Genomic DNA, 13,656 nt, shown 5'->3' on the forward strand with positions numbered 1-13,656 from the left:
CCATATCGTCGCATCCTTTATGGGTGCGTGGATTGAAATTTCTAAATAAATTTGTTTTAATTCGTCCTGGTCAGTCGCATCCTTTATGGGTGCGTGGATTGAAATAACAGCCATCGGGAAAGGACGAAAACGGTTATCCGTCGCATCCTTTATGGGTGCGTGGATTGAAATCAAACTAACACCGCCCATACATTAATCAATCCTTTGTCGCATCCTTTATGGGTGCGTGGATTGAAATTCAGCTTATCTTGTAAACTATTAGGGATAAGCACGTCGCATCCTTTATGGGTGCGTGGATTGAAATATTAATGGACACTTTTTTGGGTACATTAGTATTTGTCGCATCCTTTATGGGTGCGTGGATTGAAATCCTACAACCAGCAGGATGATAAAAAAACGAATGATGTCGCATCCTTTATGGGTGCGTGGATTGAAATATCACTTAAACCAAATTGTTTACCCAATCCCATTCGTCGCATCCTTTATGGGTGCGTGGATTGAAATCACACTGGAAAAGGTTTCAATATCTATATTCAAGTCGCATCCTTTATGGGTGCGTGGATTGAAATCTCGATTTCAAAGTCTACTAAGTTATAACCCTCTTGTCGCATCCTTTATGGGTGCGTGGATTGAAATGCCTTGGTTGTCCGCCATTTGCTTTAAATTTTCGTCGCATCCTTTATGGGTGCGTGGATTGAAATAAATTTAACCGTGGCGGACATTTTTGGCTTGTCTGTCGCATCCTTTATGGGTGCGTGGATTGAAATATGCAGTGGCAGAATTAAAGCATTCCACTCATTAGTCGCATCCTTTATGGGTGCGTGGATTGAAATTTTGCTTAACGGCTTAATAATGGACCCGCTTTTTGTCGCATCCTTTATGGGTGCGTGGATTGAAATATGACGGATAACGTGAACCATCCACCTCACTATGTCGCATCCTTTATGGGTGCGTGGATTGAAATACTGCCGCTGTATGTCTCTAAACCATCCCCGGTAGTCGCATCCTTTATGGGTGCGTGGATTGAAATCCTTAGTTGGGATACCATATATAAGGCTGGAGCGTCGCATCCTTTATGGGTGCGTGGATTGAAATTGATATCTTCCCAAATCTCATCAGTGGCTTTGGTGTCGCATCCTTTATGGGTGCGTGGATTGAAATATATTTCGATATTTCAAAATGATCCCATTTTCGGTCGCATCCTTTATGGGTGCGTGGATTGAAATATCAAAATAAGTTTATTTTTTTATTTATTTTAGGTCGCATCCTTTATGGGTGCGTGGATTGAAATAAAATCTTCCGAGAAATTACCTGGAAACACTTGGACGTCGCATCCTTTATGGGTGCGTGGATTGAAATCCAGCTTATCAGAACTGCTTTTGTACCAAGTGAAGTCGCATCCTTTATGGGTGCGTGGATTGAAATGGTCTTATCCTGATTGGAGTACATCTATCCTAGGGTCGCGTCGCATCCTTTATGGGTGCGTGGATTGAAATTCCGTATAGGGTTGCAAGAGCGCCACGCAACTTAGTCGCATCCTTTATGGGTGCGTGGATTGAAATATCGTTCCAATAAAACCAATCTGGATAAGCAGTGTCGCATCCTTTATGGGTGCGTGGATTGAAATTTTTCAACGGTCGGGCCCAAGTATGTGTTGCCTAGTCGCATCCTTTATGGGTGCGTGGATTGAAATGACAAATGGAATGCTACTCATCTAGTTCAGATTTTGTCGCATCCTTTATGGGTGCGTGGATTGAAATTAATCTAAAACAAACCCTGGCTCCAATATTTGCGCGTCGCATCCTTTATGGGTGCGTGGATTGAAATAACGAATCAGACATGTATATTAAAAAAGTTGTTACGTCGCATCCTTTATGGGTGCGTGGATTGAAATAATAACTGCTCTAAAGAGTACAATCCTAGCCACGTCGCATCCTTTATGGGTGCGTGGATTGAAATCTCAATTTCTCCATATTGTTTTGGATTTAAATCGTCGCATCCTTTATGGGTGCGTGGATTGAAATACCAAATATCAATATTCATCCGTCCCTTCAAAAGAAGTCGCATCCTTTATGGGTGCGTGGATTGAAATCATCAAATGCCTTTATGATGATACACAAACCACTGAGTCGCATCCTTTATGGGTGCGTGGATTGAAATTTTGATAACTTTTATTGGTCCACTTCCGCATCTAGTCGCATCCTTTATGGGTGCGTGGATTGAAATCAACCGGGCGCTTATCGCATCTTGTTTATCTGTGTCGCATCCTTTATGGGTGCGTGGATTGAAATGTTTCTGGGGGCGTGAATTTACCCTTGTACAAAGTCGCATCCTTTATGGGTGCGTGGATTGAAATCTAACTCATAATTGTTGTATGTTTGTTTGGATACGTCGCATCCTTTATGGGTGCGTGGATTGAAATATGATGATTCTGTAGAAATTTATTTTACGGATGAGTCGCATCCTTTATGGGTGCGTGGATTGAAATAAACGGGTATATTAAAACTGTTAAATTAAAATCAACTAAACTATAAAATTATGAAGGGTGCCACATATGACAATCCATAACATCAACAATAAAGAAAAAAGCATTGTATTAACCGGCTTTATGGGTGTGGGAAAAACAACTGTCGGCAAATTGCTTGCCAATAGACTAAATCGTACCTTTATTGATATCGATAAAGAAATTGAAAATGAGTATCAAAAGCCAATAACAAAGATTTTTAAAACAATTGGTGAAAAAGCATTTCGTCAAAAAGAAAAAGAAACTGTTATCCATTATGCAAAGCAAGGGGGCAAAATTATCTCGCTCGGCGGTGGCGCGTTTATGCAAAAGGAAATAAAGGACGCTTGTCTAGAAAACTGCATTGTTATACATCTTGACATTTCTTGGAAAGCATGGAAAGAGCGAATGAGCATGTTAGTAGAGGGGCGTCCAGTTTTACAGAGTAAATCAATAGAAGATATAGAAGCTTTATTTTCCAGACGCAGGGAAACTTATTTGAAAAGCCACTTCACATTAATAACAGATGACTATAGTGAAGAAGAAGTGACAGAAAATATCATCAATAAGTTAAAACTTTAATTGTAGGCAGGTGTGTTAAGAGCGACAATTGTAAATCAGCAATTGTCACTCCCACTCCCCAACAATTTCCTGTGTCGATTCTATTAATTGCCTCAATTTTTCAATCGGTATCTGCCCCGGTGCCGAACTTCGCTTGCCCACACTAAAAGTTATAATCGATCCATAAGCCCAGCCCATTATTCTGCTTAAGCTTCCAATCCGTCCCATCGACATACTGACAATAGGTATATTTAAGGCATCAGCCGCTTGTTTCGTCCAATTTAATAACCGCAATACATCCTCTTTACCTTTTGGCATAGCTGCTAATTTGGCAATATCTGCACCATAGAATTCAGCCAAACGCATGCATTCCATCATTTCATTGTTGGACGGTGTATAATCAAAGTTATGGTAAGACAGGATCAACTGTTTATTGTTCTCTTCTGATCGTTTTCGTAGTTGTTTAATATGCATTGGATCATTGGACACTTCAAAATCTATCATATGAACCTCTGTTCTTTCACAAACCTCAACTAATAATTCAGCCTTTTCTTCCTCAGATAAAGGAATTTTTTCTCCCCCTTCTTTTTCGGAGCGAATAGTGCAAAGAACTGGAATATCGCTTGCATCAGTAATCACATCTGCAACCCTTAACACTTCTTCCTTATCATTAATTGACTCAAAAAAATCCAGCCTCCACTCTATCAGATCGGGATGCTTTGGAAAAATTGTTTTCAGTTCACCATTAATCTCATCTTCATTTTTCCCTGTTAATGGTGTACAGATATATGGTATTTTTTTATTTTGAAATAAATTCATCATTCTCTCTCCCTATGGTAATGGATAAACGTATCATACCATATTTTCAGAATAAGGAAACAGGCGGAACCTTACAGCTATACCGAAAATATTGCCCACTTACTATTGATATCCTATAATGATGATATTAGTTAATAAAGGATGAAACAAAAATGCCAATTGACACTACCAATCCACTTGACAAATCTTTTTATCACCAGCCAACACTCGAACTCGCGAAAGCTTTACTTGGGTGCATACTTATAAAAAAAACGCCTGAAGGTATGGCATCGGGCTTTATCGTTGAAACAGAAGCGTACAAGGGGCCCTTAGACCGTGCTGCGCATAGTTATAATACTCGGCGTACAAAACGGACAGAGGTTATGTATGGCGAGCCTGGTCACGTATATACCTATTCCATGCATACCCATTGCCTATTTAATGTTGTTAGTGGAAAAAGTGATCAACCAGAAGCGATTCTTGTTAGGGGAATCGAACCTTATACAGGGCAGGAACTGATGAAATCCAGAAGACCAAAGGCAAAAAACGAACGACAATGGACAAATGGCCCTGGCAAATTGACAAAGGCGCTTGGGATTGCCATGACTGACTATGGACATTCGCTGGATCAATCACCGCTCTGGATTACTAGTGGATGGACAATTGAAACAAGTCAGATCAAAGCTGGGCCACGAATCGGCATCGATAATTCTGGTGAAGCAAAGGATTATCCGTGGCGATTTTGGATTGATGGGAATAAGTTTGTATCGAGGTAGCTGTCCTAACAAAAACAAACCCAAGAAACACCAAAATGTTCCTTGGATTTGTGACTACAAAACTGTTAAACTAACAAAATCCACAAAATAAACGTCACAACAATCGCAACAATACCCTGGATAAGCGTACCTGCTGTCTGGGCTTTGTATGCCTGTGTCACGGACATACCACTAAATTCTTTAACCACCCAGAAATAACTATCGTTAACGTGTGATACAACCATGGCCCCACTGCCAACAGCCATAACGACCAATGCAAGCGGCACTGCACCGGTTATACCTAGTTCCGGCAAAAGAGGAGCAATCAGCGTTGATGTAATAACCAGTGATGCCGTGGAAGAACCCTGTGCTGTTTTTAACGCTGCTGCAATTATGAATGGAATAAATATAAACATGGTACCCGTAAAGAATGCACTTTCACCGAATCCTTGGATGAAATCAGCAACCGGTGTAGCGCTAATAACAGATCCAAACGCACCACCTGCACCCGTGATAAGCAAAATAGGTGCAGCCTCTTTTATCGCTATGCCAATCCAGTCAGTTAACGTTTCTTCATTATAATTTGGTAATAATAAGAACGCAAACAATACCCCTACTAATAATGCAACTACTGGCGCTCCCAAAAATTGCATAATATCAAAAAATGTACCGGACCACTCCGCAAATGAAATAACAGAACTAAATGCGATTAATAGAATTGGCACTACAATTGGTGCAAATGATTTTACCGTTGATGGCATTTCACCAAATTCTTTTAAAATCGTTTCATAGTCATAGGCAAGTTCCTCTTCGTCCTCACCTTCAATCTTAATTTTCGTTCCCGCCTTCATGGCCCAAATATAACCTGCAATAATCGCCGGGATGGATACAATCAAGCCCATTAAAATAATGGTTCCAAGATAACTTTCCGCACCAATATTTCCAGCTGCCGCAATCGGCCCGGGTGTTGGCGGAACCAGATTATGTGTGGCAAACAGGCCTGTTGACAATGCAATGGCCATAGAAGCTACCGTTACTTTCGCGCGTTTGGCCAACGCTTTTTTTAATGATGACAAAATAACATATCCCGAATCACAAAATACGGGAATACTTACAATCGCTCCAATGAAACTCATTGCCATTTGTGGCCGTTTTTCCCCGACGATCCGTAACACAACTTCCGCCATTCGTAATGCCGCACCTGACTTTTCCAAAATAACACCAATAATGGTACCGAAAATAATTACGAGTCCGATATTGCCCATTAGTCCACCAAACCCGCCATTAACTGCTTCGATAACATCAGGCAGTGGAAGTCCGGCAAAAATTCCAATTCCAAATGCCGCAAATAATAAAGATAAAAACGGATGCAATTTTAATTTTGCCGTAGCAAAGATAACAAATAAAACGCCAACAACAATTAATATAATAAGACCAATGCCTTCCATGTTCTCCCCCCTCTTAAATAGAACTCCAAAAATGAATAACTTGCTTTGTCTGCTCAAACAACAATTCCTCTGCATCTCTCATGCACGCTTCCAGCGACAGGGGCTGGTTAATGATAGAAAAACACCCCGCAAATTTTTCCCGTAACCTATTCGCATCACCTGTTAAACTTCCGGAAATTAGCACGGTTGGTACATCATATGCTGCCGCAAGATCAGCAACGTAACCTGGTGCTTTTCCATAAAGGGTTTGTTCATCACTTTGTCCTTCACCAGTCAACACTAAATCAGCATGTTTGACCGACTCTTTTAGATTTGCTGCCTCAGCGATCAATGTGGCACCGGATACCAATTCAGCTCCGACAGCTAACAACGCAAATCCTAATCCGCCAGCTGCACCTGCTCCAGCAACATGCTGATATTCTTTCTCCACCTCCGCTTCAACTAACCCGCCAAAATACCGTAATGCTTGATCATATTGTTTTACTTGTTCAGGTGTCGCTCCCTTCTGTGGTCCATAGACCGCACTTGCACCCCTATCCCCACATAACGGATTATCTACATCGCATGCCACTTTGATATCTGCTGACGTTAATCGGGCTTCTAGTTCAACAAAACTAACTTTTGCAACTTGTAGCAAATCCTGCCCACGTGGCCCTAATTCTACTCCATTTTTGTTCCAGGCTTTCATTCCCAGCGCCTGAAGCATGCCAAAACCGCCATCATTTGTTGCGCTTCCACCAAGCCCAAGCACAAATGACGTGCATCCCTTGTCTAAAGCGAGTTTAATGACTTCTCCTATGCCAAAGGATGTTGTCCAATCAGGATTGCGTTTGTCTTCAGGTACTTGGGTTAACCCCGCAATACTCGCACATTCAATGATAGCTGTTGTTTTATTCACGATTCCAAATGAAGTACTGATTGTTTCTCCTAATGGGCCAGCGCAAGTTACTGGAACTCGTACGTCGTCTGAGGATGAAAACAGCGCGTCGAGTGTTCCTTCTCCTCCATCGGCCATCGGTTTCATGTGAACATCACAATCAGGTGAAATTTCCAATATAGCCTTTCGCATGGTGTTCGCTGCTTGGGCAGAGGTTAAACTCCCCTTAAATGAGTCTGGTGCAATAACGATGTTCAACGTGATATTCCCTCCTTTGGCTGCATTGTTCCCTTTATTTAAAACCTAAATGACAACGTTTGCAATTATTATTGTAAACGAACCTTTTGAAATTTACTAATCAGAATTTGTGCATCTGCACAGTCATAATCCCTTACCTAACATGACCTTTAATAAAAACGCATCGTGAAATGATCTTGGATCTAATCCTACTTTTCCTTTTATCTGGTCTAACCGGTACAGAAGGGTATTTCTATGAATGTGTAATGTAGCCGCCGTCTCTTTCATGGAAAAATTCATTGATAAATATGTATCAACCGTTTTAATATAGTCCGCTCCCAGACTTTCCATCAAGCCCGCATAATTTTTACAAACTGCCTGATACTCAGCTATAGGAATTGCTGCTACTAAACGTTCCAGATTCCATTCGTTAATAAATGATACACCTGTCGACTTTTCCCTCATAAATTTTAGCGCCTGTTTCGCCTGCAAGTAAGAAGCTCGTAACCCTTTGATCCCAAATTCTACATTTCCCACACCAACCTGGATTTGACCTTTTGTTGGAAATGTGTCTGCCAACTGCTGGATCCGATCGAAAGTTGGGTCAACTGCCACGATAATTTCATTTTCCAAAAAAGGAACCGCAAATAATAATGTTATTTTTAATCCATTCATTTCCTTGCGAATCAAGTCAAGGTTGTGATGGATATTGTCACCATGAAAAATGATGACACGAAGGTTCTGTTTGGGATTAATTTTCAGCGAATAGATTGCATCCTTCTCTAACTGCTCCTCGTCAAAACCGAGCGGATGTAACAATTGGTGTATCCACTGATTCCATTGCCGTTCGATGAAGTGTGTTTGGCGTTGAATATAAATTTGCTCCAAGGCAATTTCCACCGAAGCGCGAATGATCCCTGTTACCTGTTTGATGGCTGCGGGATTTCCACTTACACCGACAACCCCTTTGATTTTATCCTGATGTAAAATGGGGAGGTTAACGCCTGGCCTTGTGCCGGGAAAATGGACCATATCATGTTCATGTAAAATAACAGCTTCATTCCTTTTCATCACCTCAATCGCACCACTGTGTGTCTCGTCAATTCGTGAGGGATCGGTACTTGCAACGATTTTCCCATGCAAGTCCATGAGATTTATATCTACATCGATGTATTCAGAGAATCGTTTGATAATTTCCTGACCCAAGTCTTTTGTTAGTTGCATCGTATCCCCTCCCATATGTTTTTTCATAAAATATTATCCCTGACCGAAGTTGTACGCCATTTGTGCTTTCACTTCGGATGTCTTAATATGAAATATAGCTACTTCGGCTACGATTTCTCAAACGTTTATCCCAGGAGGCATTCTCATGGTTACCCATTATCAAATCGATTACCCATCATCCATTGGCATCATTGAAATTAGCGGAACAAGTCAGGCAATAACCGCCATTATATTTACCGAAAAAAAGCGTCCCGATTCTCCGTCACATGTAAAACTCCCCCAAGTCATCAAAAATTGCTGCACGCAATTAGACGAATATTTTGCCGGTCAGCGCCAGAAATTTTCCATACCATATATATTGGAAGGAACGGATTTTCAAAAAGAAGTTTGGCAATTCTTAACAACAATTCCATATGGCGAGACGCGGAGTTATCAGGATATTGCTGTATCTCTGAATCGAGAAAAGGCTACTCGGGCGGTTGGACATGCAAATGGGAAAAACAAATTAAATATGATCATTCCCTGCCATCGGTTAATTGGTACAAATGGTAATCTGACAGGATATGCAGGTGGAATTTGGCGCAAGAAATGGCTGTTGGAACATGAAAAGAAACATGCTACATAACAGCGTGGATTATTTATCTTTCCCTCGTTGGCCAACAAACCGAAATATATACCAAAAGGCCACTGCGATTACTAATGTTAAAAGAATTCTGGGAATAAAAGCCATTTCATACCCCTTCAAGATCTGCCCACTCAGTAAAGCTGCAATAACTCCGATCAGTACGGCAATCCCTTGTGTTGGCTTTTCTGGATCTGCCACTTGATCACCTCCGAATGCTTTATTTGTCCGTAAGAATCGCAACAGTTTCTTCCGTTTGCGCTTCCTCCTGCGGGATACCTTTTCTGCCTACCCGCTTTACTGCCACCCGCCAGCAAACAAAATAAATCAGTACCGATGTGACAAGCGCCAAACCTATTATCTTTGCAAATGAAAATTCCAGAAATAATCTTAATATAAATCCCAAAAAAGCAAAAATGGCCACCCAAACTCCAAGTAAAATATAGAAAACCATGTTAAGCCGATGATTTCCCCAAAAGTAATACCATAAAAGAGTCATTGCTGTTACAAAAATAAACATGGATACGAATAAGACACCTGCCATCCAGTATTCAACCTTTCCGCCATTCACAAACATATTAAAACAAAACAGAATAGCAATCCAGACAAGTGTAAAAGTACTTAGTAACAAAAAACTAATAAACTTGGCATGCACGATATTTGATTTCAAAGTGGGCAATGTTTGTAAAAAAGTCTGCTGTCGGTTTGTCTCATCACGTTCCATGCTTATCGTCAGACGTCCAAATGCGATGACCAGTCCAAGGGTGGCAATTAATATATAGGATTGCTCGGTACTTACTACGTTAAACACGTGTGGTCCCAACAACCACATCATTAGGATGCCACCGATTCCGATTATTGTATAAACCCGCAATGCTTCCCGCTTTGAAAAAACCATGCTTTCAAACTCTCTTAAAATCAATGCTCTCATCCGGTCGTCCTCCTCGCTTTACGTTTTTTATGCGATTTTAACGTACCTTCCAAGTACTGCCGATATGTCTTCATCGCCCAGCGCCAGCACAACAGCCAAACTACAAGCAATAATATTGTACCTATACCTATGGTGGTCACCGGATGTGCAAATAGAACAGCTAAAAATGATTGGACCCATTGCTCAACAACATTCCCTCGTCCCATAAACATAACCGCTACCAACAGCAGATACACAACAGGAGTTGCCCCTTTCGTTCCCGAACGAAAAAATAAACCATGATGAAAAGCAAGGAAAAGCGGAAAAGAGAAAGTAACTAAATATAATGCCGTCCATACCTTATCATCCGTAGACTGGATGATTCCTTGCTCGTATATCCCCCACAATAACGCAAACCATAAAGCACCGCCAAAATTCAACACAAAACTAGAGATAAATTTAGCCGTAACAACCTCTTCTGCGGTAATTGGCAACGTCCGTGCAAACACATAAAAGCCTGTATATGCTTCACTTGTTAATCGGGTAACCGAGGTAATCCAAATCAACATATAAGGAATGGCGGTAAGTAAAACAGATGCTGTATATGCAACTGTTTGTCCTTCCATTCCCCCATCTTGAAACCATCCAGTAATCAAAGTGTTTTGCCAAATCAGCAGCACCTCTAGGATTAAAGGGATAAACAAGCAACTGGAAATCATCCATCGATGCCGATACCAATCATCCTTTACTAAGCTCCAGATTATACTAGCCCTCATTTGCCTTTCCCCTTCTCGAAAAAAATTTCGGTTTCGCTCTTCATGAAGTAAATTTTTCATATGTCAACCCTCCGGAGGACCGATTTCTATTAAACCGCTTACCAGCAACTGTTTACGATTGCCGTTTTTTTAACTCCTCTGCCCACTGTTCTGTCTTAGCTAAACCTGGCTGTTCTTCTTCTTGCACAAACCCCCGCTTTTGAATACGCCGTACAGAAACTCGCCAGCATAAGACATACACAACCAATGAAAAAATGAATAAGGCAAGCATCCATAATGGTTGCTCGCTCATTGCCGCTAAAAAAACAAATCCATATAGGAATAGAACAACCCAAACAATGATCGAAAAAATATAAACCCCATTACTCCATTTCTGGTATCCCCACATGTAATATAGAAACAAAAGTTCCGCCACTAACAGCAACATAATGGAAGCAGCAAAAAAAGTCGCCATTGATGCCGCTAATGTCCAATTGCTATTCACGATTAAATTAAGAGAAATAAACACAGCCATCCACAAAAATGTTCTCCCACAAATGATCGATATCCCCAAGAACTTAGCATGAACAATTTGACTTTTGTGTATTGGCAATGTTTGTAAAAATGTCATGTGACGTTCATGTGTCCCCTCTTGCAAAGAGGCATTCACCATCATGCCAACATATCCCAAACCAGCTAAACCAAAAACAGGTGTAATAGCAGTTGTCTTAAAAATGTTAAATCCGGCCGGACCCAAAAGCCATAAAAACAAAATAGCGAGCAAAGAAACAAAGCCAATAGTGAGCTGATGTTCCCTGCGAATTGGAGATATTTGCATCTCTTCCAATTCTCGTTTAATCAGCATGCGCATCGGTACTTTCCTCCTTATGCCCTGTCAACAGAACAAACAACTCCTCCAGTGTCAGCCGTTCTGCATCCCACTTACCAGAATTACGCTTTTGAAATTCGGAAAAATTGTCAGTATAGCCAATGTAGCCACCCTTCGTCTGCTTCACTTCGAATAAATACGGATGCTCGGCGGTCACTGTGGCATTTTCCCCGTACATCACGATCCGTCGATAACGATCAAGCAACGATTCTTTATCTTCACTGATGATAATTTTCCCGTCATCAATGAACGTCACAATATCGGCGATTTTTTCTACATCTGAGGTAATATGGGAAGAAAACAAGACCCCGCATTCTTCATCCTGTAAAAAATCCAACAATAGTTCCAATACCTCTTCCCGAACGACAGGATCAAGGCCAGAAGTCGGTTCGTCAAGCAATAGAAGTTTTGGCTGATGGGAAATCGCTAGTACCAAAGCGAATTTAACTTTCATTCCTTTGGATAGTTCACGTATCTTTTTCGTTCGTGAAATGCCAAATCGATGTAAATAGTTCGTCACCATTTGTTCGTCCCAGTTCGTATAAAAATGCCGGACAAAATTTAACGTATGGTCAACAGTCCACGAACCATTAAGAATTGGAGTGTCACTGACATAACCCACTTGATCTTTTATTGTCACTTCATCGTCTGCCATCGACATTCCTAGAATCTGAATGTCTCCTTCATCCGGTTTGATTAAATCCATGATCGATTGGATGGTCGTGCTTTTCCCGGCTCCGTTCCTGCCCATAAAACCCATGATCATGCCGGGTTCTAACATAAAGTTTACATTCTTTAATTGAAAATCTTTGTACAACTTGCTTAACCCGCGCACCTGCAGCAATGACGATTGTTCATTATTTATTTTTGTATGCCATTGGTTATTGATCATCTTTTTCTACCTCCTGCCCATTGAACTGCTCTTCTTCATTGGAATCTGTCCACAATTGTTTCGTCACTTTCAGAAATTGTGCTTCTGATAGCTGTAAATTTTTTGCCCGCTGAATCGATTCTCGTAACGGTTCCTGCACCTGGGACATTTTCCATTGCGTTAATTTCGTCTCACTTAAGCTGGAAACAAAGCTGCCTTTTCCCGCTCGTGTATAAATAAACCCGCTGCGTTCCAATTCTTGATATGCACGGCGAATGGTAATACCGCTCGTCATCAGCTCCTTCGACAACGCCCGAATCGATGGCAGCATTTCCCCGGGTGCCATTATGCCGGTCGCAATTAGTCGCTCAATCTCATCTACAACCTGTTCATACATTGGCTTTGGATTGTTAGGTGATAAATGAATTAACACATTCGTACAGCCCCCTTTCACAGTTCATTTTACAACAGTGCTATATGATATACACAGTATACAAGGGTGTATTAAAAATTGCAACTACATACTTGTGAATAGGTCGATAGAAATGGACATGAATAGATTGGGGAAGGGTTTGTCAAATTAAGTGTGTAAGTCCCCACCTACTCTCACGTTACAACATGCTCTCCCATTTGAACGTGTATCTCTCCCGACTTTACCTTGTTCTCTCCCGTTTGAACGTATTTCTCTCCCGACTTTGCATTGCTCTCTCCCGTTTGAACGTATTTCTCTCCCGACTTTGCATTGCTCTCTCCCGTTTGAACGCTGTTTCAGTCTTTATTTTTTCCATAACAAAAAGTGACTGCTTCGCTTACTTATACAGTCACTCCTTACTTGTTACATATAACATCACTTTATATAGTTAATGGCTTTACATCCTTACCTTCCACGATAATTGCGGTCAAGCCATGTTCGGAAACAGTTTCATGCCATTCTTCTAGCTCCCAGAATACGGCATATCCTTGCTGAATGGTAACATACTTATCCTCTTTTCCACGAACTGCTGCTATCCCCTTCAACACAATCAGCATTTGCGGCATTGTTGCCTGATGATAACCAATAACACCGTTTTCAGCTAACTGCACATGCCCAATTTGTACGGGGGAGCTTGTTTTTAATATAGGGGATACGAAAAAACTTGATTCATATTGTGTAACCTTTCTACCAGCTTCATTAGGAAACGGAAAAATCTCCATCTTTTTATCGCC

The 13,656-nt window shown here is 41.1% G+C and carries 14 protein-coding genes and 1 CRISPR repeat array (1 of these 15 only partly in view); of the genes, 3 read left to right on the top strand and 11 right to left on the bottom strand.

What is annotated here, in order from left to right; translation table 11 throughout:
- A CRISPR array of direct repeats spans positions 1-2,488; the repeat unit is 32 nt; unit sequence GTCGCATCCTTTATGGGTGCGTGGATTGAAAT (it extends 2,703 nt beyond the left edge of the window).
- Positions 2,489-2,554: 66 nt separating this feature from the next.
- Positions 2,555-3,085 (top strand): shikimate kinase, encoded by a 531-nt coding sequence (locus tag WMZ97_RS11180; protein ID WP_343272162.1) that lies wholly within the window; start codon positions 2,555-2,557, stop codon positions 3,083-3,085.
- A 45-nt stretch (positions 3,086-3,130) separates the two neighbouring features.
- Here WMZ97_RS11180 and aroD read toward each other — a convergent pair whose 3' ends face one another.
- Positions 3,131-3,886: a type I 3-dehydroquinate dehydratase gene (gene aroD / locus WMZ97_RS11185; protein WP_343272163.1), complete on the bottom strand. Its 756-nt coding sequence runs from the start codon at positions 3,884-3,886 to the stop codon at positions 3,131-3,133.
- Positions 3,887-4,035: 149 nt separating this feature from the next.
- Between aroD and WMZ97_RS11190 the strand changes: the two genes are divergently transcribed.
- Positions 4,036-4,638 (top strand): DNA-3-methyladenine glycosylase, encoded by a 603-nt coding sequence (locus tag WMZ97_RS11190; protein WP_343272164.1) that lies wholly within the window; start codon positions 4,036-4,038, stop codon positions 4,636-4,638.
- Between the two features lie 65 nt (positions 4,639-4,703).
- Here WMZ97_RS11190 and WMZ97_RS11195 read toward each other — a convergent pair whose 3' ends face one another.
- The 3 genes from WMZ97_RS11195 to WMZ97_RS11205 all read right to left on the bottom strand — a co-directional run bounded on the left by WMZ97_RS11195 (position 4,704) and on the right by WMZ97_RS11205 (position 8,403).
- Positions 4,704-6,065, bottom strand: a complete 1,362-nt coding sequence (locus tag WMZ97_RS11195; RefSeq protein ID WP_343272165.1) for a GntP family permease — start codon at positions 6,063-6,065, stop codon at positions 4,704-4,706.
- A 13-nt stretch (positions 6,066-6,078) separates the two neighbouring features.
- Positions 6,079-7,200, bottom strand: coding sequence for a glycerate kinase (locus WMZ97_RS11200; protein ID WP_343272166.1), 1,122 nt, complete (start codon positions 7,198-7,200; stop codon positions 6,079-6,081).
- 123 nt (positions 7,201-7,323) lie between these two features.
- Positions 7,324-8,403, bottom strand: coding sequence for a CdaR family transcriptional regulator (locus WMZ97_RS11205; protein ID WP_343272167.1), 1,080 nt, complete (start codon positions 8,401-8,403; stop codon positions 7,324-7,326).
- A 145-nt stretch (positions 8,404-8,548) separates the two neighbouring features.
- Here WMZ97_RS11205 and WMZ97_RS11210 point away from each other — a divergent pair, with 145 nt between their 5' ends.
- On the top strand, positions 8,549-9,028 hold the full coding sequence (locus WMZ97_RS11210; protein WP_343272168.1) for a methylated-DNA--[protein]-cysteine S-methyltransferase: 480 nt from the start codon (positions 8,549-8,551) through the stop codon (positions 9,026-9,028).
- 9 nt (positions 9,029-9,037) lie between these two features.
- On the opposite strand, the gene WMZ97_RS11215 is transcribed toward WMZ97_RS11210, so the two are convergent.
- From WMZ97_RS11215 to WMZ97_RS11245, 7 genes are all read right to left on the bottom strand, one after another.
- Positions 9,038-9,226, bottom strand: coding sequence for a hypothetical protein (locus WMZ97_RS11215; RefSeq protein WP_343272169.1), 189 nt, complete (start codon positions 9,224-9,226; stop codon positions 9,038-9,040).
- Positions 9,227-9,245: 19 nt separating this feature from the next.
- Entirely contained in the window at positions 9,246-9,956 is a 711-nt protein-coding gene (locus WMZ97_RS11220; protein ID WP_343272170.1) for an ABC-2 transporter permease, read from the bottom strand.
- Positions 9,953-10,711 (bottom strand): ABC-2 transporter permease, encoded by a 759-nt coding sequence (locus tag WMZ97_RS11225; protein ID WP_343272171.1) that lies wholly within the window; start codon positions 10,709-10,711, stop codon positions 9,953-9,955. Before WMZ97_RS11225 ends, WMZ97_RS11220 begins: the two co-directional genes overlap by 4 nt.
- Positions 10,712-10,823: 112 nt before the next feature.
- Positions 10,824-11,561 (bottom strand): ABC-2 transporter permease, encoded by a 738-nt coding sequence (locus WMZ97_RS11230; protein ID WP_343272172.1) that lies wholly within the window; start codon positions 11,559-11,561, stop codon positions 10,824-10,826.
- Entirely contained in the window at positions 11,545-12,471 is a 927-nt protein-coding gene (locus tag WMZ97_RS11235) for an ABC transporter ATP-binding protein (RefSeq protein WP_343272173.1), read from the bottom strand. The genes WMZ97_RS11230 and WMZ97_RS11235 overlap by 17 nt, the downstream gene beginning before the upstream one ends.
- The gene (locus WMZ97_RS11240) at positions 12,461-12,883 is read right to left on the bottom strand and encodes a GntR family transcriptional regulator (RefSeq protein ID WP_343272174.1); all 423 of its coding nucleotides are present in this window, start codon (positions 12,881-12,883) and stop codon (positions 12,461-12,463) included. Before WMZ97_RS11240 ends, WMZ97_RS11235 begins: the two co-directional genes overlap by 11 nt.
- A gap of 419 nt (positions 12,884-13,302) precedes the next feature.
- Positions 13,303-13,644, bottom strand: coding sequence for a cupin (locus tag WMZ97_RS11245; protein WP_343272175.1), 342 nt, complete (start codon positions 13,642-13,644; stop codon positions 13,303-13,305).
- Positions 13,645-13,656 lie beyond the last annotated feature (12 nt).

The organism is Lentibacillus songyuanensis (assembly GCF_039548255.1).
Taxonomy (GTDB): Bacteria; Bacillota; Bacilli; order Bacillales; family Amphibacillaceae; genus Lentibacillus_C; species Lentibacillus_C songyuanensis.

Coding starts and splice junctions, on each gene's coding strand:
- WMZ97_RS11220 (WP_343272170.1), bottom strand. CDS start 9,956: ATGAGAGCATTGATTTTAAGAGAGTTTGAAAGCATGGTTTTTTCAAAG.
- WMZ97_RS11180 (WP_343272162.1), top strand. CDS start 2,555: ATGACAATCCATAACATCAACAATAAAGAAAAAAGCATTGTATTAACC.
- WMZ97_RS11195 (WP_343272165.1), bottom strand. CDS start 6,065: ATGGAAGGCATTGGTCTTATTATATTAATTGTTGTTGGCGTTTTATTT.
- WMZ97_RS11230 (WP_343272172.1), bottom strand. CDS start 11,561: ATGCGCATGCTGATTAAACGAGAATTGGAAGAGATGCAAATATCTCCA.
- WMZ97_RS11225 (WP_343272171.1), bottom strand. CDS start 10,711: ATGAGGGCTAGTATAATCTGGAGCTTAGTAAAGGATGATTGGTATCGG.
- WMZ97_RS11210 (WP_343272168.1), top strand. CDS start 8,549: ATGGTTACCCATTATCAAATCGATTACCCATCATCCATTGGCATCATT.
- WMZ97_RS11205 (WP_343272167.1), bottom strand. CDS start 8,403: ATGCAACTAACAAAAGACTTGGGTCAGGAAATTATCAAACGATTCTCT.
- aroD (WP_343272163.1), bottom strand. CDS start 3,886: ATGATGAATTTATTTCAAAATAAAAAAATACCATATATCTGTACACCA.
- WMZ97_RS11235 (WP_343272173.1), bottom strand. CDS start 12,471: ATGATCAATAACCAATGGCATACAAAAATAAATAATGAACAATCGTCA.
- WMZ97_RS11190 (WP_343272164.1), top strand. CDS start 4,036: ATGCCAATTGACACTACCAATCCACTTGACAAATCTTTTTATCACCAG.
- WMZ97_RS11245 (WP_343272175.1), bottom strand. CDS start 13,644: ATGGAGATTTTTCCGTTTCCTAATGAAGCTGGTAGAAAGGTTACACAA.